Here is a 22,569-nt window from a genome sequence, read left to right as displayed (position 1 = left end):
GTAACTTTGGCTGCCGGTTATTTAATTATAATGTGTAAAAAGAGTACTTAATCGTGGATAATTTGTCAAGGTACACCAGAAAATATGTAACTATACTGTTTATTTTTTCGATATGTCAGTTATTGCTGCCTGCAATTCTATTGGCACAGACTGGCGGAACGAATAATGATACGATACCTTTATATTCGGGCGATACGATCCGTAAATCTATTTATTCGCAGCAAATGAAAAATAGAAGTACTATCTATGACTTCGTTTGGGGTAAACATTACAGGGAGTTGTATACTATTCCCGTTTCGGTAGGCTCATCGACATTAAAATCTCTTTTTGGAAGGCTTGAGGTCACCGGTCAGGCAGAAGAATTTCATGGCCTTTATATGGTAGATAAGAATGGACGAAACTATCTGGTGAAGCCTTTAAGCGGTTCTTCCAGCTTTCTTCAGTCGGAGTTTTTTCAGGAAATGTATAATAAAAACGACTTTAAGGATACATATATCAATAGCTTTATAGGAGACGCCTATACTATCGTAAACCCCTATACCTTCATTGCTTCCGACTATATGGCTAAAGTTCTGGATCTGAATTCGAACAATCCCCGCCTTTACTATATAGCTCAGAATGCTACGTCGGATACTATAGTAGATGGTACGGAGATTCAGGATAAGCTTGTAAGTATAATGAATGTTCCCGACCTGGCCACACGGAAAGATATAATCAGTACGGCTGATCTGTTGAAAAATATGCAGGGTGACAAATCTCATGTTGTAGACAGGGATCTTTATATACGTGAACGGTTATTTGATATGCTGATCGGCGACTGGAACAAGACGCCAGAGAACTGGAACTGGCAGATGAGTATCAAGGATGACAAGGTTCTGTATAAACCTATTGTAATAGACCGCAGCCATGCTTTTATGAAAGTGGATGGTTTGCTGACAGGACAAATGCTGAGTGTATTGTCTCTCGGATTTATATCCGATTACAAGGATCATATTGCCAATCTGAAAAAGTTCAATAAGCTGGGATTTACCCTCGATGTAGCCTTAGCCGGCCAAAGTAAACGTGCCGATTGGCTCCGGCAGGCGCAATATCTGAAGCGCAAACTGACCGACCGTGTAATCGATGATGCGTTTGCCCGTCTGCCTAAAGAGATACAATGCGGCGAAATAGATGAGATAGAGCAAAAACTGAAAAAGCGGAGGGATAATCTTGTAGAAATAGCTTTGGAATATTATAAAGAATTACAGTTCAATCCGGTAATAACCGGAACGGACAATGACGATAGGTTCATAATAGATAAATTCCATCGTGACAGCATACAGATAGACGTATATAACCGGAATACGAACAAACTCGTATTCAGTCACAGGTATACGAAGAAAAACTCGAAAGAAATATGGATGTATGGTATGGGTGGAGATGACAGCTTTGAGGTGAGGGGCAACGGAAAAAATAAAATACCATTGTATCTGCTGGGAGGGAAAGGAGACAACAGATTCGATATGCAGCCCGGCAGTAAAATAAAAATATTCGGTTATAATTCTCAGAAACAGGCATTAGACTCCATAAAGAAAGCAAAGGTAATAATTACCGATAATGCTAATATCCACGATTATGATTACGAGAAAACCCGTTATAAAAGTGTTTCATTCAGCCCGTGGGGAGTGTATGACTCTGACTGGGGGCTGAGCCTTGGCAGTTTTGTGACATATACCCGTTATGGACTGAAACGCTCCCCTTTTTCATACCAGCACCGTATAGGCTATAATTATTTGAAAGGATTTATGTATAAAGGTATTTTCCCGATGTACGACGATCGCAAAAGTATTTATTTAGATGCTTTTGTAGGTTCTCCTGCAAACTTCTCCAACTTCTTCGGATTTGGGAACAATACGGATGGATTTAAAGATGAAAAGAGGGTATATAACCGCGTGAAGGTGGGGCAGTATTCATTAGCGCCATCTTTTCATTATACATTGGCGAAAGATCATCAGCTCGTATTAGCATCCTCAATCGAAATGTTTAAAATCAAGCGGGTCGACGGCAGGTATATCAATGAATACTACAATAACGATTATTCAATATTCGATACCCGTTATTTTGCAGATTTGAGTGTGTCGTATGAAATAGATAAGGAAATTTCCAATATTGTTCCCGCTTTTACGGGAGTGCTTACTGCCGGATGGAAAATGAATATACTCCATCCCGGACGGAATTTTCCATATGCAGAGTTTGATGTGTCTCTTAATGTGAAACTTACAGACCGGATTACCTGGGCTACAAAGATGAAGGGAAAAGCTATATTTAACGATAAATACGAGTTTTACCAATCGGCTTCTACCGAATTGCGGGGATATCGTGACAGCCGGTTTATAGGGCGGCAATCCTATTATCAGTATTCCGATTTACGTTTGGATATGGGGAAAATAAAGAACCCGTTCACTCCTCTCAAATACGGGTTGTTTGCCGGATTCGATTTCGGGCGGGTGTGGTATCCGCACGAGTCTTCGAAAAAATGGCATGCATCTTATGGTGGCGGTGCATGGATGACCATTATCAATAAAATAACCACTAAATATTCATGGTTCGGTTCGGGTGATGATTTCCGTTTTATGTTTGGTTTGGGAATGGGATTTTGATATCTTTGGGTAAATAAAGGTATAATCATGAAAGCACTAGGCCCCAAAGGTATAAAATACCTGAAAATATTACATCTTCTCCTGGCTATTATGTGGATCGGCGGAGCGCTGGCAATGTCGGTTCTTGCTTTGACAGGCAAGCCTGGAACGGATGATGAACTGTATATGTTTTCGCGCATGCTGCAAATTATAGACGATTACCTGATTATTCCCGGCGCGATGGGAAATATACTGATAGGTATCGTTTACGGTATATGGACAAAGTGGGGCTTTTTCAAACACCGCTGGCTGACTGTGAAATGGATACTGACTATCGTTCAGGTCTTGTTCGGTACATTTGTATTGGGTCCCTGGATAAACGGGAATGTAGAACTTGCACAGACGCCGGGCCGGGACATACTGTCCGGTACCGGCTATTTCCACAATCTGGAGATGACACGTATATGGGGTACGGTACAGACAACTATATTGCTTGGTTTTATTGTCATATCGGTTTTGAAGCCATGGAAGAAGGCGGCAAACGGAACGGGTAAGAAGCAGGAGTCTTAATACGGGATAAATGTCCTGGTCTGAATAAACACTTATATAATATAACGATTTATGTACAAACTGACTTTTTTATTATTCTTTATTTCTGTCTCTCTTTTTGCCCAGAATATAGAGCAGACATACCGTAATCCGGTTATTGCCGGCGATTTGCCGGACCCGACTGTTATCCGTGTAGGTGACAGTTACTATGCGGCAGGGACAACTTCCGAGTTTGTTCCCGGTTATCCTTTATTTCACTCCAAAGACCTTATCAATTGGGAACGTATAGGCGCGGTATTTAATGATCCTCCGGCCTGGATTAAAGGTGACTGCTGGGCTCCGGAATTGTATTACAACAATGGCACATATTTTGTCTATTACACGGCTCGCAAAAAAAGCGATAATATATCGTGTATAGGTGTAGCTTCCACAAAAGACATTACAAAAGGATTTACCGATCATGGCCCGCTTATAGAATGGGGTAAGGAAGCGATAGATGCCTATATATTTAAAGATGATGACGGTAAGCTTTATATAACATGGAAAGCTTACGGGCTCGATGAGCGTCCGATAGAGATACTGGCTTCCGGGTTGTCGTCTGACGGTTTGTCTCTTAAAGGAGAGCATTTTACACTGACCGATCACACTAAAGGCTGGATCGGGCGCGGCGACGAAGGGCAATGTATTGTGAAACGTAACGGCTATTATTATCATTTCTACTCTATCGGTGGATGTTGCGACAACCGTTGCGATTACCGGATACATGTTGCGCGTGCAAAAAGCCTCAGGGGCGAATGGGAACAATATGAGCCTGACCCGATACTGCAAGGAGGTAAAGACTGGCGGTGTTCGGGGCATGGTACGCTTGTGCAGACTCCCGATAACAGATATTTTTACCTCTATCACGCATACAACGCTTATGATTTCGAATATGTAGGCCGTCAGGCGCTTTTAGACGAGTTGGTATGGAACGATACCACAGGATGGCCCTATTTCAGATATGGCGATACTCCTACGGCTCAGGCTCCGGTACCATTCAAAGGTACAGTGCAGAAGAGGAATATAGATTTCTATGACGACTTTACTGTTGCAGATGAGGGAAAAGATAAATACTGGCAATGGGATATGTATTTATCCAAACCATTAACGGAGAAGAATAATGGTTCTCTGACTATAACAAATACCAAAAATGGCCTTGGTTTTCGCGGAATAAATGTACAGACAGGTAATTACACTATGGCCACTATGGTGAATACTACAGGTTCCAACTTTAAAGGATTGACCATATATGCGGGATTTGAAAATCTCTATGCATGGGGTGTTGAAGGCAAAGAAGTAAAACTATTCAAACTGGAGAAAGGGCAGAAAACAGAATTGTATTCGACCGCGTTCGGCGATAATCAATCTGTAATGCTAAAAGCCGAAGCCATAAATGCCAGGCTATACCGTTTCTATTGGTCGGCGGACGGAACGGAGTGGCATATATTCCCGTCCGGTAACCAGCGGGTAGACATAACCGGGCTTCCTCAGTGGGGACGCGGATTGCGTATAGGCCTGCTTACCGGAAATAATGGAAAGGATAATAAGGCGGTATTCGGATATTTTAATGTGGAAAATAAATATTAAGAACCTTTTTTTATTTTATTGACGCATTATGTACCGGGGGCGAATGATCAGATACTCCTGAAAAATGAGGTATTAATTCTTGATTGATAACTTAAATAACAAGTCAGGGGCAGGTTTTAAAGGGACTTGCCCCTGACTTTTATAAATGCCTGATAGCGGTAACGATGCGCAATATCCGGGTATGCGCGATTATTCTGGTCGCCCTTGTTTACGTGCAGGAAATACCTTTGTAAAAAATATTACTTCCGGTCATTTTTTTTCTGATAAAAAATGAATTACATTGTTGTGTTTATTCATATATTTGCTGCCATAGAGTTTGAGTAAAATAACATATGAGTTTTAAGAGCAGTGTAAATGGCAAAAGAAGGGCCATCATGCGGGGATTGACCAGAAATATTGGCCGTTCCGCGTTTAATAAGTACGCCCACGGTATATCTGATTCTGATATCAGAAGAGTTTTGATCTCAAGGCCGAACAGCCGTTTGGGAAACCAACTGTTGATAACACCTTTGGTACAGGAAATCTCCGGCACATTCCCCAATTGTAAAATAGATTTGTTTGTCAGAGGAAATATCTCCTTTATTTTATTCGAGAACTATAAAAATGTTGATCGAATAATTAAGTTGCCCAAGAAACCTTTCAGGGAATTGTTTAAATACTTGAAAGTCTGGTTTTCATTGAAGAAACATAATTATGATATTGTAATAAATGTAGATAATAATTCTTCATCCGGAAGGCTTTCCACGCAATTTACGAATGCCCGCTTTAAATTTTTCAATGATCTGGATAAGGATCTTCTGGCGAAGTATGAAGATTATGAGCATATAGCGAAATTTCCGGTCTATAATTTTCGGGGCAACCTTATCCGGTTAGGATTTAACGGGACAGATATTGATAAACCGATTCCGGTTTTGGACATAAAACTGAGCCTTTCCGAAATTGCTACAGGGAAAAAAATAATGGATAGTCTGGTTGACAAGGAGAAAAAGACAATATCTGTTTATACTTATGCTACAGGAGATAAATGTTACTCAAAGGATTGGTGGTTCAATACTTATGAGAGACTTAAAGCCGAATATGGTGAAAAATATAATATTCTGGAAATTTTACCTGTCGAGAATGTTTCGCAGATAGACTTTAAAGCTCCATCGTATTATAGCAAAGACATTCGTGAAATAACTGCTTTTATCAATAATACGGAAGTCTTCATTGGAGCCGATAGTGGCATTATGCATTTGGCGAGCGCGGCACAAACTCCTGTTGTGGGATTGTTTTCCGTTACAAATGCAGACAAGTATAAGCCTTATAATGAAGGAAGTGTGGCTGTCGATACCAATACTATGGATATTAATGATATAGTTGCTGCCATCGATAAAATACTTGGAATAAAGAAATAAGCATTCTTTCCCAACAGGAAAAACAAAAAGCCGGAGAATTTACTATCTCCGGCTTTTTATTTTCATTAGAAGTATATTATCAGAAACTCCATTTCTCCGATGTTTTAGCCGCACCCGTTTTGCCTGTCCCTCCTTTATAATATTTCAAAGCTGCAGGGAGGTCTTTTTGTATCTGTTTGATACGGGTATCGTCCGAAGGGTGGGTACTCATAAACTCTGGCGTGCTGCTTCCTTTTTGTGCCATACGTTGCCAGAATGCAGATGCGGCACTGGGGTCGTATCCGGCCATAGCCATGAATATAAGTCCCAGCTGGTCAGCCTCAAGTTCCTGCTTGCGCGAATACGGCAACAGAATTCCATATTGTGCCCCCAATCCTAATGCCGCCGCCGCTACCTGTTGTGTAACCGCGGATGTGCCACCAAGGGCTGCTCCGACAGCAGCAGTACCATACTGTGTAGCCATCTGGTTGCTCATGCGTTCGTTCGCATGTTTTGCAACGGCATGTGCAACCTCATGTCCTAAAACTACTGCCAGTCCTGTTTCGTTCTGAGTATAAGGCAATATGCCTTCATATACTACTATTTTTCCGCCGGGCATACAGAATGCATTTACATCAGCACTCTTTACCAGGTTGAATTCCCATGAGTAATCTTTTACCTGATCGGCATAGCCGTTATTATTCAGATAAGTTTCTACAGCGTTGGCTATATTGCGGCCTACTTTCTGTACAAGAGCCGTATTGGCCTTGTCTGTAGATATAGGAGCCGATTTTATGAATTCGCCGTATTGTTGCAGGCTAAGAGTCAGCACTTCGCTGTTCGAAACCAGGTTCAGTTGCTTCCGGCCCGTTACCGGAACACTTCCGCATCCTGTAAATAGTAGCGTATAGCCGAGGAATAATATGAGACATTTTTTTACCATAATAGTTTGTTAGTTTGATCTGTTAAAATTATTTATTATTCTGTTCTTTCAGTAAATCCCTTATTTCTGTCAACAGTGTCTCTTCTTTAGTCGGAGCCGGAGGTGCAGCCGGTTCTTCCGCTTTTTTTGTTTGTAAAGCATTTATTCCTTTGATGGCAAAGAAAATAGCTGTTGCAATTATTACAAAGTCCAAGATAGTCTGTATAAAAGTACCATAGTTGATGCTCACTGCCGGAATATCACCTACCGCATCTTTAAGCACGAATTTTAGATCTGTAAAATTTACTCCGCCTAAGATAATCCCTATTGGGGGCATTATAATATCACTTACCAGAGATGATACTATTTTTCCGAAAGCTCCACCGACAATGACACCGACTGCCATATCGACTACGTTGCCGCGCATCATGAAATTCTTCAATTCTTTTAATACTGCCATATTAATTTTTATATGTTTTAGTTTGTTAAATACTACAATTAGAATTAAAACACAAACTTAATATATTTTGTTTAATTTAATTTTAATGGCTGCCGGTTTATTTTCATCCGATATTATATAGTCTTCTACGCATATGCTATCCGGCAGGTTTATCATAAAAGGGATCAGGTTCGGGTTTGGAGTAAAAGAGCCATGCTTACCATGGTTAAGTATGTATCCTTCCATATATATGGTATCGTCATGTACACTGTAATCTATAGCCAGCATATTACCGGGCAATGTCATATACATACTGACAGGCGCGCTAAGCCTTACTTTTTCTATGATCTCTTTATGCTCTTCTCCGGAGAAGAATGTGTTTTCGGGATCAGAATTCAGAATATTTTCAACAGGCATGTAATGATGGCTTATAAAAAACAGCCCTTTATAAAAAGAATATACAAGAAATTGATTATCGGCTAGTGCGTGTATATATATTTCTGCATCTTTATATCTTATTATTTTAGGGGAAAAGGGTAGGGACACCACTTTTTCTATATGCTCCCTTATCGCATATTCTTCTTCATGGCTGGTCTTTACCGCTAAGAGCATATTTCCGTTGGCATATTTTGAGATTATGACCGGGTAATGGATATTGTTTCCCAGTATATCTATCAATCCGGTCAAGGATGGTGCATAACTAAACAGCTTTTCCAGATTATAGCCCCTGTTTATATTTATTACTTCCGTAGCCTGGGGCGATACATAGCTGTACAAGTCAGTATCGAAAGATTGCTTGTTGTATTTCAATCTTTTGTACATCTGCCATCCGCCAATAAGAATAGTGATTATCAGAACAAATAAAATAACTATCTTTATCCTCCGTTTAGTCATAGATAAGTAAAAGAATGTATTCTTACAAAGATATATGAAAGCTTTAGTATTGAGAGAACTTAAGTCTGTTTTTTGCTCCGCTGCAGGTGCTTTTTATGCTTTGGCCTTTCTTTTAACAGCGGGAGTGATGCTCTGGGCTTTTTCGGGTAGGTATAATCTGATCGATGGCGGATATGTCGATCTGAACCGTTTCTTCGGTCTGGCCCCCGTGTTATTTGCAGTGTTGATTCCGGCGCTGACTATGCGCTTGTTCTCCGAGGAAAAGAAAAACAAGACACTCGATATTTTGAAGGCGAGACCGGTGAAGGCTTCGGAAATATATTTCAGTAAGTTTCTGGCTGCTGTTGTTTTTGTATTGGTTACTCTCCTGCCTACTGCCGTTTATGCCTGCTCTTTATATCAGCTGGCGAATCCTGTGGGGAATATCGATTTGGATAGCATAATGGCTTCATATATCTCTCTGGTATTAATAGCTTCGGTATTTATTTCCATCGGTTTGTTCGGGTCGGTGATTACGAAGAATCAGGTGGTTGCGCTCATCGTATCTGTTTTCCTTTGTTTATTTTCCTTTTATGGGTTCGATATGCTATCGGGCTTCTTCCTTTCGGGGAAAATACAGGCGTCGGTAGCTTCTTTCGGATTGTCGGGGCATTATAATCTGATGCAGCGCGGGGCAATAGAAATCAAGGATTTAGCGGTTGTGATTAATTATCTGGTAGTATTCGTTTTGTTGGCTGTTTTATATTTGAAACAGAATAAACCGCGACTGCTGATTGCTTTGGCGTCGGCGGTACTGATCTTAAATATAGTATTTTTCTTTGCTCCAAATTCCAGATTGGACTTCACCGCGGATAAACGTTATACATTGAGTGATTATTCCAAAGATATACTTGAGCGGGTGGGAGACGGGAGTTTATTAAAGGTTGATGTTTATTTGACAGGGGACTTAAATTATGGCTTTCAGCGATTGAAAGATGCTACATCAGATCTGCTCTCGGATTTTAACCGCTTTGCGGATGATAATATTCATATCAGATATATAAATCCATATGAAAGCGGCAAGTCAATGGAGGATACATTCGAATCCTTTTCCACAAAAGGAATGACCGGTGTTATGCTGAACGAAGTAGACCGTGAGGGGAAAGCCAGCCGGAAGATGATCTATCCTTACGCGCAGATTACAAACGGGAGGGATACGTTAATAGTCTCGTTGCTTAAAAATATGGCAGGCAATACGGCTGAAGAAAACTTAAATGCATCCGTTGAAAGTCTTGAATTCGAATTTACAGATGCTATACGGCTGCTAAACCGGGAGAATCCTAAAACCATAGCATTCATTGAAGGACATGATGAATTGCCCAGAACATATGTATATGATGCCGAAGAATTACTGTCCAAATATTACTCCGTCGATCGTGGCGAAATAGGTAACAATACCGGAATACTGGATGGGTTTGCAGCGGTTATCATTGCCGGCCCTCTATCGGAATATACCGAGGCCGAAAAGTATATTATCGACCAGTATATAATGAATGGAGGAAAAGTGTTGTGGCTGGTAGACGGCGTGTACTATTCGCATAAGGATTTAGCCACGACAGGGCAATCGGCTACAATGAAGAACAATGTGAACCTTGACGACCTGTTATTTACCTACGGGGTGCGTATAAACCCGGACCTGATACAGGACAGGCAATGTGTATCCACATATCTGATGACGGACGAAAAAATACAGGCAGGGACACTCTTGCCCAGTTTTTTTCAACCCCTGCTGATTCCTTCTCCAGATCATCCTGTAACTAAGAATGTAAGGGACGTAAAGGCCGGTTTTGCCAGTTCGGTAGATGTGGTAAATAATTCGCCTGCTGTGAAAAAGACCATATTGCTGACAAGTTCGGCTAATGCCCATTTGATGCAGGTACCTGAAATAATCGATTTTGATGTGGAACGTGTACAGGATATACCAGATTATTTTAATCAGCCGTTTGTGCCTGTAGCGGTAAGCCTCGAAGGTACATTTGCTTCGGCGTTTACAAACCGGTTGATCCCCGATAGCATAGAGGGAGGGGATAAAACTATAGGCCGGAGTAAGGAGACTAAGATGATAATCGTTTCGTCTTCCGATATTATCAGTAACGAAGTACAGGGACAGGGGCAAAACTCCCGGGTATTGCCAATGGGATATGACCGTATATCGCAGCAGCAATATGGTAATCGTGATTTTATTGTGAATGCCGTTAACTGGCTGACTGATGAGGATGGATTGATGGCGTTGCGCACCAAACGGCAGAGGCTTTATCTGTTAAATAAGAAAGAAGCTTTTGATAACAGGGATAGATACATGGTATTGAATATCGGGTTTCCTATCCTGTTTATGACTTTGCTTATGGGAGGAACTTTTATATACAGGAAGAGAAAGTATGAAAAGTAAGAACTTTATTGTTGATTAAAATAGAATTGATTTATCTATAATAGTATAGCTGTTAGTCTATAATTCATTGAAATATTGAACGAAAGGTGATAAACGGAAAAATATAATAAGTGTCAGGTTTGTCAGGTTTTTATTTCCTCCGGGAAGTTATGGTGAAATCGAAAAATGGGGAAAAAACCGACAGATGAAAAAAGGTGTAAAATATGTCAGGTTTGTCAGGTTTTTAGAAAATAGCTATGAATTACAGAGGTGGAAATTGCCTGAATGAAAAAATGTGCATCCGTTGTTTACTGCTAACTGATAACCGTTTATTGCTAACATATATCCATCAATTCTGAAAAATAACTAATTATTTGTTTGATAAACCTATTTCTCACTATATTTGTATATACACTTTTAACATTAAGAATGGACCATATAAAACAACGGATAGAAGCTCTCAGGGAAGAGCTTAATAAACATAATTATGATTATTACGTTTTGTCTGCACCCACAATATCTGATTTCGAATTCGATAAAAAATTAAAGGAATTATCTGAGTTGGAAGCTTTGCATCCCGAATATTTCGATGCTAATTCCCCGACTCAGCGTGTAGGCAGCGATATTAATAAATCGTTCAGGCAGGTAAGACATAAATATCCTATGCTTTCACTCGGCAACACTTATACCGAAGCCGAAGTAACGGATTTTTACAACCGTGTACAAAAAGGATTGAACGATGAATTTGAAATAGTCTGTGAACTCAAATATGACGGTACATCCATATCCCTGACATATATAAACGGTGAACTGACACAGGCGATAACCCGCGGTGACGGAGTACAGGGGGATGATGTGACGGCCAATGTGCGTACTATCCGCAGTATTCCATTACGTTTGCGTGGCAATGATTATCCTGCCGAATTTGAAATACGTGGCGAGATACTTATGCCCTGGTCTGTATTCGAAGATCTGAACAAGGAAAGGGCAGAGCAGGAAGAGGCGCTTTTTGCCAATCCGCGTAATGCAGGTTCGGGCACATTGAAGCAACAAGACCCTAAAATAGTGGCTACCCGTAAGCTCGATTCTTACCTTTATTTTATGCTGGGAGAGAATCTGCCGACTGATGGGCACTACGAAAACCTGATGAAAGCCAAAGAATGGGGATTCAAAATTTCGGATGCAACGAAGAAGTGTAAGACGCTGGACGAGATATTTGCCTATATTCATTACTGGGATATTGAGCGCAAGAATCTTCCTGTAGCTACCGATGGAATTGTATTGAAAGTAAATTCGCTTACGCAACAACGGAATCTCGGATATACCTCGAAGTTTCCACGTTGGGCGATAGCGTTCAAGTTTCAGGCCGAAAAGGCGGTGACTACCTTGGAATCTGTCTCTTATCAGGTGGGTAGGACAGGGGCTGTTACTCCTGTTGCCAATCTGAAGCCTGTGAAGCTATCGGGTACGACAGTAAAGCGTGCTTCCCTCTATAATGAAGATTATATAAACCTGCTCGATTTACATATTAACGATCAGGTATATGTGGAAAAAGGCGGTGAAATCATACCCAAAATAACAGGGGTGGATATATCGAAAAGAGGAATATTCGATGAAAAGGTAGAATTTACCAAAAACTGTCCTGAATGCGGTACTCCATTGGTGAAGGACGAAGGGGAAGCTATTTATTATTGTCCGAATGATATATCATGCCCGCCGCAGATCAAAGGGCGTATAGAACATTTCCTTACCCGCAAGGCAATGAATATAGCCGGAGGATCGGAGACGGTAGAGCATCTGTACAACGCGCGTCTTATACATAATATTGCAGACCTGTACACATTGAAATGGCAGGATGTATCCCGTCTCGAACGCTGGGCGGAAAAAAGCGCCAAAAACCTTGTGGATAGTATCCATGCATCGGTCTCGGTACCTTATGCCCGTGTCCTTTATGCTTTGGGTATCCGTTATGTAGGGGAAACCGTGGCTAAAAAGCTGGCTCTCGCATTTCCTGATATCGATGCGCTTATGGCAGCCCCGGCAGAAGACCTGGTGCAAGTGGACGAAATAGGTGACAGGATAGCGCAAAGTATTGTCAGATATTTTGGTGAAAGCAGTAATGTGGAGGTGGTAAATAGACTAAGGGAGTTTGGCATACAATTTGAACTTAGTGAAGACATCGTTTCTCAGCGAACCGAAAAGCTGAAAGGTCTGTCAATTGTTATCAGCGGTACCTTTGAAAAACATTCACGGGACGAATATAAAGCCATGATAGAACAAAACGGAGGAAAGAACAGCGGTTCTATCTCTTCAAAAACGAATTATATACTCGGTGGTGATAATATGGGCCCGGCTAAGTTGGAAAAGGCGGAAAGCCTGGGTGTGCCTATTATAACAGAGGACGCGTTTCTGGAAATGATAAATGAAAAGTGAATGATTAAGAATGGTGCAGGCAACTCGTGACTCGTTTACCCGTATCTTGTATCTCTAATAAATAGAAACTTATTTTTTATAAACCTAAATAAAAAACAACCATGGAATTGAAACCAATCCAAGAAAAATTTAAATCACTTTACGGGACTGATGGTGTAACATATACATCGCCCGGACGTATCAACCTTATCGGAGAACATACAGACTACAATGGTGGTTTCGTACTACCCGGAGCAATAGATAAAGCTATGTATTGCGTGATTAAGCCGAACGGTACACCGGACCGTATCAGGGCATATGCTATGGACTTGTCGGAAATGGACGAATTCGGATTGGACGATATTCCAATCAAGCAGTGGGGTAAATACATATTCGGAGTATGCAACGAGATGATCAAACGCGGAAAGAAAGTTGAAGGATTCGACTGTGTATTTGCGGGTGATGTGCCGCTGGGAGCAGGCATGTCTTCTTCCGCTGCTTTGGAAAGCTGCTTTGGCTTCGCTATCAATGATATGTATAACTTAGGTTTCGACCGTTTCGAACTGGCATTGATAGGTCAGGCTACCGAACACAATTATGTAGGTGTTAAATGCGGTATTATGGATCAGTTCGCATCTTGCTTTGGTAAAGAAGGTTCGCTTATCCGTCTCGATTGCCGTTCACTGGAATACGAATATGTGCCATTCGATCCGGTAGGATATCGTCTGGTATTATTGAATACATGTGTAGCTCACGAATTGGCTTCTTCAGCTTATAACAAGCGCCGTGAATCGTGCGAGAATGCGGCTTCTTATATCCGCAAATATCATCCGGAAGTGGAACTGCTCCGCGATGCGACACTGGATATGCTGAAAGAGGTGGCCAATGAAGTGAGCGCGGAGGACTATATGCGTGCAGAATTCGTAATTGAGGAAATACAGCGTTTGCAGGATGCCTGCGAAGCATTGAAGAAAGGTGATTACGAAACAGTGGGTAAGAAGATGTATGAAACCCATATCGGACTGAGCCGTAAATATGAAGTAAGCTGCGACGAACTTGACTTCCTGAACGATGTAGCCCGCCAATGCGGTGTGACAGGTTCACGTGTGATGGGTGGTGGTTTTGGAGGTTGTACAATCAACCTTGTGAAGAACGAACTTCACGATAGCTTTATCAAGCGTGCGACCGAAGCTTATGAACAAAAGTTTAAAATCAAACCTAAAGTCTACGATGTCGTAATCAAAGACGGTGCTAGAAAACTTTAATAATCAGGCCGGATTTTAGATGGATTAAAATTCATGGCTTTTGATACATACTAATATTTAGGGTCCCCCCGTTCGTATTAGACGGGGGGATTTGAAACACAAATACAACAAACTATGCAATAATAAAAATAATATTTCAACCATATATTCAATCATATGTTTGGCTTTAAGGTTAAAAAGAAGATACATGCTGCTCTTAAGAGCAACGAACGTACACATATCTTTCATAAACTGGACGATATGAAAAAAATCCTTATACTATTTACCGGTGAAGACTGGAATGAAGTGCTTCAGATCAGCCGGGATTTAAAAGATAAAGGCAAGGATATCATATTATGGACGGTTCAGTTGGGGAAAAATGGGGATAGCCTGACATATCCTCCGGATGTAAGGGTTATCGGTCAGAAAGATATTTCTAAATGGTTGGGATTGTCTTCCCGGGTTATTGACGAATTCAGAAAACTGTCGTATGATACATTGTTGGACCTGACGACAAAGAACGATAAGTCTTTGCTGTATCTGCTGGCCAATAATTCTGCTGAATTCTGTATCGGCATCAGGGAGCAGGATTTTAAAGTTTACGACCTTATTATCCTTAAAGAAGAGGATTCAAATCTTCTTGAAACATATAAGCAGATAAAATTTTACCTGAACAATATACGTTGAGGAATAAATTAATTCTTAATTTTGCACAAACAAAATGCAGAAAGTCTTTTTGGAAGAAAAGATAAATGTCTTGAACTATTTTTATGCCTAGAATAAATCTCAGAGGAATGGGGGTTGCTTTGATAACTCCTTTTAAAGACGATGAAAGCGTAGATTACGATGCACTGCTTCGTCTTGTAGATTACCAACTGCAAAATGGTACTGATTATCTCGTTGTGCTGGGAACTACAGCCGAAACCCCTACATTGACCGAAGATGAAAAGAAACAGATTGTGGAACTGGTAGTGAGCCGTGTGAATGGCCGGATTCCTGTTATTCTGGGTGAAGGTGGTAATAATACACGTGCCATCGTAGAGAAACTAAAAAAGAACGACTATGCAGGTATCGATGGTATTCTTTCCGTTGTGCCATACTATAATAAACCTTCGCAGGAAGGTATTTATCAGCATTATAAGGCGATTTCAGAGGCTTCGTCCCTGCCTGTTATATCATATAATGTACCGGGACGGACGGGGGTAAATATGACTGCTGATACGACATTGCGTATCGCTAATGATTTTCCGAATATAGTTGCGGTGAAAGAGGCTTCGGGTAATATGAGCCAGATGGATGAAATCATCAAGCGTAAGCCCGAAAATTTTGATGTCATATCGGGAGATGACGGAGTTACCTTCCCTTTGATAACCTTAGGGGCTATAGGGGTTATTTCCGTTATAGGGAATGCTTTTCCCAAAGAATTTAGCCGGATGACACGTCTGGCTCTTGAGGGTGACTATAGTAGTGCTCTAACGATACATCATAGCTTTAACGAATTATTCAATCTGCTTTTTGTGGATGGTAACCCGGCAGGAGTGAAATGTATGCTGAATATGATGGGATATATTGAAAATAGGTTACGCTTGCCTCTTGTGCCAACGCGTATTACCACATATGAACAAATAAGGAATGTTCTTATAGAGTTGAATATCAAGTGCTGATCAAGGTTTAGGTAATTTTTTTGCGAAAAACTGCCTTTCAGATTTGGAGAATATATAAAACTATTTTACCTTTGCATCGCAATTAAGCAATGGCTACGTAGCTCAACTGAATAGAGCATCTGACTACGGATCAGAAGGTTGCAGGTTTGAATCCTGCCGTGGTCACAAAATAAATATGAATAGGCGTGTAAATCAATGGTTTACACGCCTATTGTTTTAGGTACTTGTATGACGCTCAGTATTGATACGGTTCAGCCAGATAGGAGCAGGATTATTTATACTGGACCGTATCAGCTTATAATTCGGCCGTATTGACGGATTATACAGCGCAGTCCTATTATTTGTATGAAAGTCTCTAAAACATACACACCGAACCCTGATAGGCTTAAAATTGCCATTGGCGGATACTTTATATCTCCGACAAAGGTAGATTTCGACAGTGATCCTGATAATTATAGCTTGTCGCTTTCATCAACTCGGAAGAGAGCGGTGAAAGGCAGATTCTGGAAACAACCGACGAAGATTTCTACGCGCTTTAGCTTTCTCTTGGAGCTTGATGTAATATTTATCTATTAAATCCTTGTAGTTCCAGGCGTAGCCGGCACATATCATTTTTTTTATATGAATTTTATGTTTTAAAACCTGTTATCATATATTTAATATTAATTAAATTATGTTATTTTTATGCTTTGTTGGTGAAATATGAAGAAGACATTTATCACTATGATGGAAAGAGATATATTTCTTTTTATACAATATTGCTTGTAATCGTAATTTAAAGATTAATAATTAATATCTTAACTATGAAGCCTGCTCAAATTTTCTTCTTGCTGTCCCTGTGGGTGGCATTGCCTGTCCTCGGTCAACTTAACACTTCGCACAATTATTACCGTCCCGGTGATGTGTTAATAAAACAACAGGTCGAATTTGTAGATCCGGGAAAAGCCGGAGTGAACCGGATTTGGGACTTTAGTAAACTCAAAACCGTTAACGATGAATATACCCTCACCTATGGCTTGCCACCGCTGGAAGGTGACTCGGTCTATATACTGGGTAATATCCGCTACAACAAGAAGAAAGTATCGGATAATGAACTGATAGTAGGTACAGAGCATAATACCATGTATTACTACCGTCTTTCCAATGATTCTCTGCTACAGCAGGGCCATGAGAACCCCTCTGTCAAGCTGGCATATATTACTCCAATGACACTGATGCAATTCCCATTGAATTATGGTCAAACTGTTTCATCTGTTTATAAGTCGGAAGGTCTGTATTCGGGCACGGTGGATATCCGCACACAGGGAACTATGACCACTACAGCCGATGCCTACGGGAGAATGATACTGCCATCGGGGGATACGCTCAGCCCTGTGTTGAGGGTAAAGACCGTCCAGACAATTTATGATATACCCGCAGAAGGAAGTTTCACGGTAAATGAGGCTGACAGCAAAGGCAAATCCCTTGAGACCTGCCGCTGGTATAGCAAAGGCTACCGTTATCCGGTATTTGAGACAATTCGTAATATCAACCTGAATGACAGTACCGAAATCTTCTCGACAGCTTTCTTCTTCCCCCCGCAAGACCATCTGTACCTGGAAACCGACCCCGAAAATTTAGCCTTACTGGATGAATTATGGAAAGAGACGGAAAACAATAATCAGACAGATGATCCAACGGTAAAAACAGTTACACTGGATGATATAATGAGCTGTAAGCTATATCCTAATCCGGTAGAATCGATGCTGAACATCGAGTATGAACTCAAAGAGGATGCCAGGGTATCGTTTGAGTTATACTCTATTGAGGGACTACCGGTAAAAAAGATAGCAGCTAAAAGCAAAACGGCGGGCACTTATTATGAGACGGTAGACTGTTCGAACCTGCATCCGAAGAATTATGTACTCAGGATTACGGCGAATGGGGTGTTTGTGAATGAAGTAATTATTAAAAAGTAAAAAGATAATGCTATGAAAAGATATATTGTATTGGTATATATGCTGGTTTTAGCTCTAACTATACAATCACAGGACGTTAATGACTATTCTCACTATTTTTTATCACCGAATGCCGCATCGCTCCAAAAATTTGGAGATTATCCGGTAAGCCACCACAATGGATTAGTAAATATTTCTATTTCCCTATATAGCATTAAGTTGAACGAAGATGTAACCTTGAATGTACAGTTAGATTATCATGCATCCGGTATTAAGGTAGACGAAATAACAAGCTGGATCGGTGCAGGATGGGCATTATCAGCAGGAGGCGTAATCAATAGAGAACAAAGGGGATATAGGGATGAAGCAGGAAGCGGATTCTATTCTTATTCCATTAAAAATAAGGGGCATGTATTTCCGGAAGCCCCTTTGATGCCACATAGCAGCGATAACGATTATGCATTCTTAAACAAAATTACTAATGCCGGGTTTGACACGGAACCGGATATATTTACCTTCAATTTTAACGGGCAGACAGGTAAGTTTTTTGTAGACAATACCGGGGAATTCAGAATGTTGCCTCATTCTAATATTAAAATTGTGAAACATCCCCTGGGAAACAGGTTAGCAACGGGTAGCTGGGAACTTGTCGATGAATCAGGCACCAGGTATGTTTTCGGGGATTCGCCGACAGCCGGAATTGATATAATAAAATATTATGGATGGGAAGTTCCCGTTTCATGGTATCTTAGCAGTATCTATTCTTCCAGCGGAGAATTGCTGGCCAGCTTCTCTTATAATACTTCCCGGGAAGTATCATATACCACCACTTCATATACAACGATATTAAAACTTAAACATACAGATTGCTTATACACGAAAGAACCTACAATTGAGTATACCGGAGGAAAAACCGTAGATCTTACAGGCTGTAGTAATTTAACAGCTATAGACATTCCCAAACAGGGGAGAATCACATTCTCAGGAGGAATGAACAGGAGAGACGGCGTATCTACAACTGCACAATTGCTTGGCACAATTGAGCTTTCTGATAAAAGCAATAATAAAGTGAGCAGTTACTCCTTTGAGTATTCATTTTACAATAAACATTTTCTTGACAAGATAAAATATTCAGGAAAGGATAACTCATCAATAGATTACAGACAATTTGAATATTATGATAAAGGCACATTCCCTCCACGTGGTTCAAACGCTGTTGATATCTGGGGATATTATAACGGCATTATGACCAATACTACGAAGTTTCCCCGCTATTCCAGTTATGACCTGTCTATTGCTTATAAAGCGGCAGACCGTAGACCGACAGAAAAAGCAATGACAGGAACCCTTAAAAAGATAATTTACCCGACAAAAGGATATACGGTTTTTTCCCATGAAAATAATATTGCCAAAGCAAGGGAAAATGCCGACTATTTGATAGGTGAGAAAAAGCTATCCTCTTCTAATGCTCTTGATAGTTACGGAACCACTACCAAATCATTTATTATTGACAGAAAACAATGGGTTGCATTTAATTATAAATATGCATTCCATGAGGTAGGACTTTACACTTCAAAGATAGAAGTTCGTAAAGACGGAAAGCCTGTAGTAACCTGGGATGGAAATGGAAATGATTTTATCAGATGCCAAAATGAAGGAAACTGTACCGCCTCGAAAGATAGTTACAGCAACATGATTATGACGGGTGTATATGAACTCGAACTGGAACCCGGCACTTATAACTACACTATAACTGTTAGCGGTTTGAAGCCTGTGAATTTCATGGTTGGAACATCTCTCACTGTTAATTATACAGGGCTGGAAAGAATAGGAAGCAGTTTGGAACAATGGCTGGGAGGACTCCGAATAGCAAAAATCGAAAATTATGATGCAGATGGGAAGAGATTGAGTGAAGAAAAATTCTCATATGCCGATTCAAATGGAAATTCATCAGGGGTGGATGCTCCGGGGCCTTACTTTAAAATTGACAGGACTTATATAAAATGCATGGACCCATTGTTTGGCGTTGACGTTGTTGCTAGTCCCATGTATTCCTGTTATAATGTATATGAAGGTATATCTGAGCAAAGTGTAAGAAATGTTACATATCCTGTAGTACAATATGAGAATATAATTGTTGATAAAATGGAGGACTCAAAGCCGGTCCTTCGTTCCGAATATAAATATAAAGTAAAACAGTATACGGAATACCTCTTTGGCATAGCTCATTCTGTTTTAGGTTATCTTGAAGCCTATCGCCAGAGTGAAGATAACTATCAATACGGATTCCTGGTAAGTAGAAAAGATTACGAAAAGCGGGACAATTCTTTCATTTCAGTCAGGGAAGAGTATAATGACTATACACCTCTGCCCATAAAGAAGATTACCGCGTATCATGTAGAGAAAAAATATGTGGAGTATGACTCGCAATGTAGAAATTTAAATGACCAAAGAGTCGATTTTAAATATTCCGCATACAAACTGGTTTCCGGAGCTTCATACTTAGCAAAGAAAAGTATTAAAACAACGGATAAAACGGGTAATTCAATAACGGTAGTTCAGAACTATTCATATAATAATTCATTCTATTTACAACCATCGGACATAGTACAAACTGATAGTAGAAATAATGAAGTAAAACAAGAAATGAAATACCCTTATGATAAATCGGATGCTGTATATATAAAGATGAAAGAACTGAATATCATTAACAAGCCCGTTGAAAAGATAAATAAAGTGAATAATATTAATGCTGAAACAAACAGATATAACTATAGTTTTTTCAATGATAATAAGAATATAGAAATAGCCTCAATTGAGAACAAGTACAATGGAAATGATTTTATAGCAGAAAATACCTTCACAAGATATGATAAATCAGGCAATATCCTTGAGCATATAACAAAAGACGGCGTTATCACAATATTGGTCTGGAGTTACAGCGGCCAGTACCCGATAGCTGAAATCAAGAATGCCACATTCACAGAAGTGGAGGTTGCAGCAAAAACGGTATTTTCAGTAGCCAATACCGATGCCTTGTCCGCGCAATTAACACCGAATGAGGCCAAACTTAAAGACGGTAGCCTGCAAAGAGCTTTGGCTAACGCCCTTGTCACCACCTACACATACAAACCTTTGGTAGGGATGCTTACGGCTACCGGCCCGTCGGGTGTAACTACTTACTATGAATATGATGCTTTCGGGCGGCTGGAAGAAACCTATATCAAGGACGCCTCGGGCAATAAGCAGACTGTCCAGAAATACGACTACCATTACCAGAACCAGTAACCAGATACAGCTATGAATACAAAATATATTTATATCATCCTGTTCCTCATACTATGTGTTGGAACATTGTCCGGGCAAAACACGATGTCCAGCCCTGTGGATTTAGGCACTAAAAGCGGTTCGTTCACCTATACCGATACGAAGAACACAAGCAGCTATACGAATAATTACACAGGACGTTCGACCAGTGATGTATATTATAAATTCACTACCACCACAGCGATGGATGTGGTTATCTCGCATTGCGGCTCGGCTGTCAGCGACACCTATGTCTACCTGCTGAACTCTTCCGGGGGACTTTTAGCTTCCAATGACGACTATAGCGGGGAAGGTAAATGTTCGACCACGACACAGTCCTACCTGAAAATGACGAACCTTGCGGCAGGGACCTATTATGTGGTTTCGGAAGGTTACAGCCAGAACGGGAATATCACAACCACGATACAGGGAACGGTCCAAAAGGTTGAATACGACCTGGGTAGTAAAAGCGGCTCGTTTACCTATACCCATACGCAGAATACAGCCAGTTGCCCGAACAGTTATACGGGGCAATCCTCCAACGATGTATTTTATAAGTTCACAACCACCGTTGTAATGGATGTAGTTATCTCGCATTGCGGCTCGGCTTTATCCGATACCTATGTACACCTTCTGGACGCTTCGGGAACCCGGATTGCCTACAATGACGACTATAGTGGGGAGGGTAAATGTTCGACTACGACACAGTCCTTCCTGAAAATGACGAACCTTGCACCGGGAACCTATTATGTAGTCTCGGAAGGCTACAGCCAGAACGGGAATATAACGACCGCCATACAAGGCATAGTCCCGGTTGTCGGCATGGGTGTAGGTTCTACCGACCGGAACTACATCCATACCCGCACCTATACCGATGAAGCGGGGACTACTTACCTCGACCAGGTACAATACTTCGATGGCCTGGGACGTCCTGTGCAAACAGTACAGAAAGCCATCACACCGGGAACGGATGTATCGGCAAGGAAAGACCTCATTAGCTTGCAGGAATACGACGCTTTCGGGCGGGAAGATAAAGCATGGCTTCCTGCCGTTGTTTCCGGTAACAATGGTGCTTATGTGACGCCCGAAACCGTAAAGACAAACGCCATAACCTCTAATGCCAGCGACCAGAAGCCTTATTCCTATCCCGTCTATGAAGCCTCGCCATTAAACAG

At 40.8% G+C, this 22,569-nt stretch carries 16 protein-coding genes and 1 tRNA gene; 14 read left to right on the top strand and 3 right to left on the bottom strand.

The annotated features are described in order from the left end of the window. The first annotated feature begins 53 nt into the window (after nt 1-53). The 4 genes from ACFO6W_RS24970 (at nt 54) to ACFO6W_RS24955 (ending at nt 6,190) form a co-directional block, all read left to right on the top strand. Nucleotides 54-2,639, top strand: coding sequence for a hypothetical protein (locus ACFO6W_RS24970; RefSeq protein ID WP_380001649.1), 2,586 nt, complete (start codon nt 54-56; stop codon nt 2,637-2,639). A gap of 27 nt (nt 2,640-2,666) precedes the next feature. Then, nucleotides 2,667-3,188, top strand: coding sequence for a DUF2269 family protein (locus ACFO6W_RS24965; protein ID WP_380001647.1), 522 nt, complete (start codon nt 2,667-2,669; stop codon nt 3,186-3,188). Between the two features lie 51 nt (nt 3,189-3,239). Next, a complete protein-coding gene (locus ACFO6W_RS24960) occupies nt 3,240-4,793 on the top strand; it encodes a family 43 glycosylhydrolase (protein ID WP_380001645.1) in 1,554 nt (517 codons plus the stop codon). A 332-nt stretch (nt 4,794-5,125) separates the two neighbouring features. Beyond that, nucleotides 5,126-6,190 (top strand): glycosyltransferase family 9 protein, encoded by a 1,065-nt coding sequence (locus tag ACFO6W_RS24955; protein ID WP_380001643.1) that lies wholly within the window; start codon nt 5,126-5,128, stop codon nt 6,188-6,190. Between the two features lie 79 nt (nt 6,191-6,269). On the opposite strand, the gene ACFO6W_RS24950 is transcribed toward ACFO6W_RS24955, so the two are convergent. Genes ACFO6W_RS24950 through ACFO6W_RS24940 form a run of 3 tightly spaced genes read right to left on the bottom strand, consistent with a single transcriptional unit; the run spans nt 6,270 to nt 8,424 of the window. Beyond that, nucleotides 6,270-7,112: a M48 family metallopeptidase gene (locus tag ACFO6W_RS24950; RefSeq protein ID WP_380001641.1), complete on the bottom strand. Its 843-nt coding sequence runs from the start codon at nt 7,110-7,112 to the stop codon at nt 6,270-6,272. 28 nt (nt 7,113-7,140) lie between these two features. Then, the gene (gene mscL / locus ACFO6W_RS24945) at nt 7,141-7,551 is read right to left on the bottom strand and encodes a large-conductance mechanosensitive channel protein MscL (RefSeq protein WP_291112526.1); all 411 of its coding nucleotides are present in this window, start codon (nt 7,549-7,551) and stop codon (nt 7,141-7,143) included. Nucleotides 7,552-7,608: 57 nt separating this feature from the next. Next, nucleotides 7,609-8,424, bottom strand: coding sequence for a hypothetical protein (locus ACFO6W_RS24940; RefSeq protein ID WP_380001639.1), 816 nt, complete (start codon nt 8,422-8,424; stop codon nt 7,609-7,611). 34 nt (nt 8,425-8,458) lie between these two features. Here ACFO6W_RS24940 and gldG point away from each other — a divergent pair, with 34 nt between their 5' ends. The 10 genes from gldG to ACFO6W_RS24890 all read left to right on the top strand — a co-directional run. Then, nucleotides 8,459-10,852 (top strand): gliding motility-associated ABC transporter substrate-binding protein GldG, encoded by a 2,394-nt coding sequence (gene gldG / locus ACFO6W_RS24935; protein WP_380001637.1) that lies wholly within the window; start codon nt 8,459-8,461, stop codon nt 10,850-10,852. Nucleotides 10,853-11,260: 408 nt separating this feature from the next. Then, nucleotides 11,261-13,264: an NAD-dependent DNA ligase LigA gene (ligA, locus tag ACFO6W_RS24930; RefSeq protein WP_380001635.1), complete on the top strand. Its 2,004-nt coding sequence runs from the start codon at nt 11,261-11,263 to the stop codon at nt 13,262-13,264. Between the two features lie 101 nt (nt 13,265-13,365). Continuing rightward, nucleotides 13,366-14,508 carry a galactokinase gene (gene galK, locus ACFO6W_RS24925; protein ID WP_380001633.1) on the top strand — a complete coding sequence of 381 codons (1,143 nt, stop codon included), beginning with the start codon at nt 13,366-13,368 and terminating at the stop codon, nt 14,506-14,508. 156 nt (nt 14,509-14,664) lie between these two features. Then, complete coding sequence (locus tag ACFO6W_RS24920) at nt 14,665-15,174, top strand: DUF6913 domain-containing protein (RefSeq protein WP_380001631.1); 510 nt, start codon at nt 14,665-14,667, stop codon at nt 15,172-15,174. An 83-nt stretch (nt 15,175-15,257) separates the two neighbouring features. Next, nucleotides 15,258-16,151, top strand: a complete 894-nt coding sequence (gene dapA / locus ACFO6W_RS24915) for a 4-hydroxy-tetrahydrodipicolinate synthase (RefSeq protein ID WP_380001629.1) — start codon at nt 15,258-15,260, stop codon at nt 16,149-16,151. Between the two features lie 91 nt (nt 16,152-16,242). Next, nucleotides 16,243-16,316 (top strand) — tRNA-Arg (locus tag ACFO6W_RS24910). 180 nt (nt 16,317-16,496) lie between these two features. Beyond that, nucleotides 16,497-16,727 carry a hypothetical protein gene (locus tag ACFO6W_RS24905; RefSeq protein WP_380001627.1) on the top strand — a complete coding sequence of 77 codons (231 nt, stop codon included), beginning with the start codon at nt 16,497-16,499 and terminating at the stop codon, nt 16,725-16,727. Between the two features lie 227 nt (nt 16,728-16,954). Further along, the gene (locus tag ACFO6W_RS24900) at nt 16,955-18,109 is read left to right on the top strand and encodes a T9SS type A sorting domain-containing protein (RefSeq protein ID WP_380001625.1); all 1,155 of its coding nucleotides are present in this window, start codon (nt 16,955-16,957) and stop codon (nt 18,107-18,109) included. Between the two features lie 12 nt (nt 18,110-18,121). Beyond that, complete coding sequence (locus ACFO6W_RS24895) at nt 18,122-21,376, top strand: hypothetical protein (protein WP_380001623.1); 3,255 nt, start codon at nt 18,122-18,124, stop codon at nt 21,374-21,376. A gap of 12 nt (nt 21,377-21,388) precedes the next feature. Next, on the top strand, nt 21,389-22,569 hold a 1,181-nt coding region (locus ACFO6W_RS24890), incomplete at its 3' end, for a DUF6443 domain-containing protein (RefSeq protein WP_380001621.1).

The sequence above is a fragment of the Dysgonomonas termitidis genome (assembly GCF_042654545.1).
Lineage (GTDB): Bacteria > Bacteroidota > Bacteroidia > Bacteroidales > Dysgonomonadaceae > Dysgonomonas > Dysgonomonas termitidis.
Note: the sequence above shows the minus strand (reverse complement) of the source record. Positions and strands in the feature narration are given on the sequence as shown.

What these genes read in the sequence shown, in the direction of transcription:
- ACFO6W_RS24955 (WP_380001643.1), top strand. Translation starts at nt 5,126, where the DNA reads ATGAGTTTTAAGAGCAGTGTAAATGGCAAAAGAAGGGCCATCATGCGG.
- gldG (WP_380001637.1), top strand. Translation starts at nt 8,459, where the DNA reads ATGAAAGCTTTAGTATTGAGAGAACTTAAGTCTGTTTTTTGCTCCGCT.
- ACFO6W_RS24905 (WP_380001627.1), top strand. Translation starts at nt 16,497, where the DNA reads ATGAAAGTCTCTAAAACATACACACCGAACCCTGATAGGCTTAAAATT.
- ACFO6W_RS24965 (WP_380001647.1), top strand. Translation starts at nt 2,667, where the DNA reads ATGAAAGCACTAGGCCCCAAAGGTATAAAATACCTGAAAATATTACAT.
- ligA (WP_380001635.1), top strand. Translation starts at nt 11,261, where the DNA reads ATGGACCATATAAAACAACGGATAGAAGCTCTCAGGGAAGAGCTTAAT.
- ACFO6W_RS24950 (WP_380001641.1), bottom strand. Translation starts at nt 7,112, where the DNA reads ATGGTAAAAAAATGTCTCATATTATTCCTCGGCTATACGCTACTATTT.
- ACFO6W_RS24940 (WP_380001639.1), bottom strand. Translation starts at nt 8,424, where the DNA reads ATGACTAAACGGAGGATAAAGATAGTTATTTTATTTGTTCTGATAATC.
- galK (WP_380001633.1), top strand. Translation starts at nt 13,366, where the DNA reads ATGGAATTGAAACCAATCCAAGAAAAATTTAAATCACTTTACGGGACT.
- ACFO6W_RS24960 (WP_380001645.1), top strand. Translation starts at nt 3,240, where the DNA reads ATGTACAAACTGACTTTTTTATTATTCTTTATTTCTGTCTCTCTTTTT.
- dapA (WP_380001629.1), top strand. Translation starts at nt 15,258, where the DNA reads ATGCCTAGAATAAATCTCAGAGGAATGGGGGTTGCTTTGATAACTCCT.
- ACFO6W_RS24900 (WP_380001625.1), top strand. Translation starts at nt 16,955, where the DNA reads ATGAAGCCTGCTCAAATTTTCTTCTTGCTGTCCCTGTGGGTGGCATTG.
- mscL (WP_291112526.1), bottom strand. Translation starts at nt 7,551, where the DNA reads ATGGCAGTATTAAAAGAATTGAAGAATTTCATGATGCGCGGCAACGTA.
- ACFO6W_RS24895 (WP_380001623.1), top strand. Translation starts at nt 18,122, where the DNA reads ATGAAAAGATATATTGTATTGGTATATATGCTGGTTTTAGCTCTAACT.
- ACFO6W_RS24920 (WP_380001631.1), top strand. Translation starts at nt 14,665, where the DNA reads ATGTTTGGCTTTAAGGTTAAAAAGAAGATACATGCTGCTCTTAAGAGC.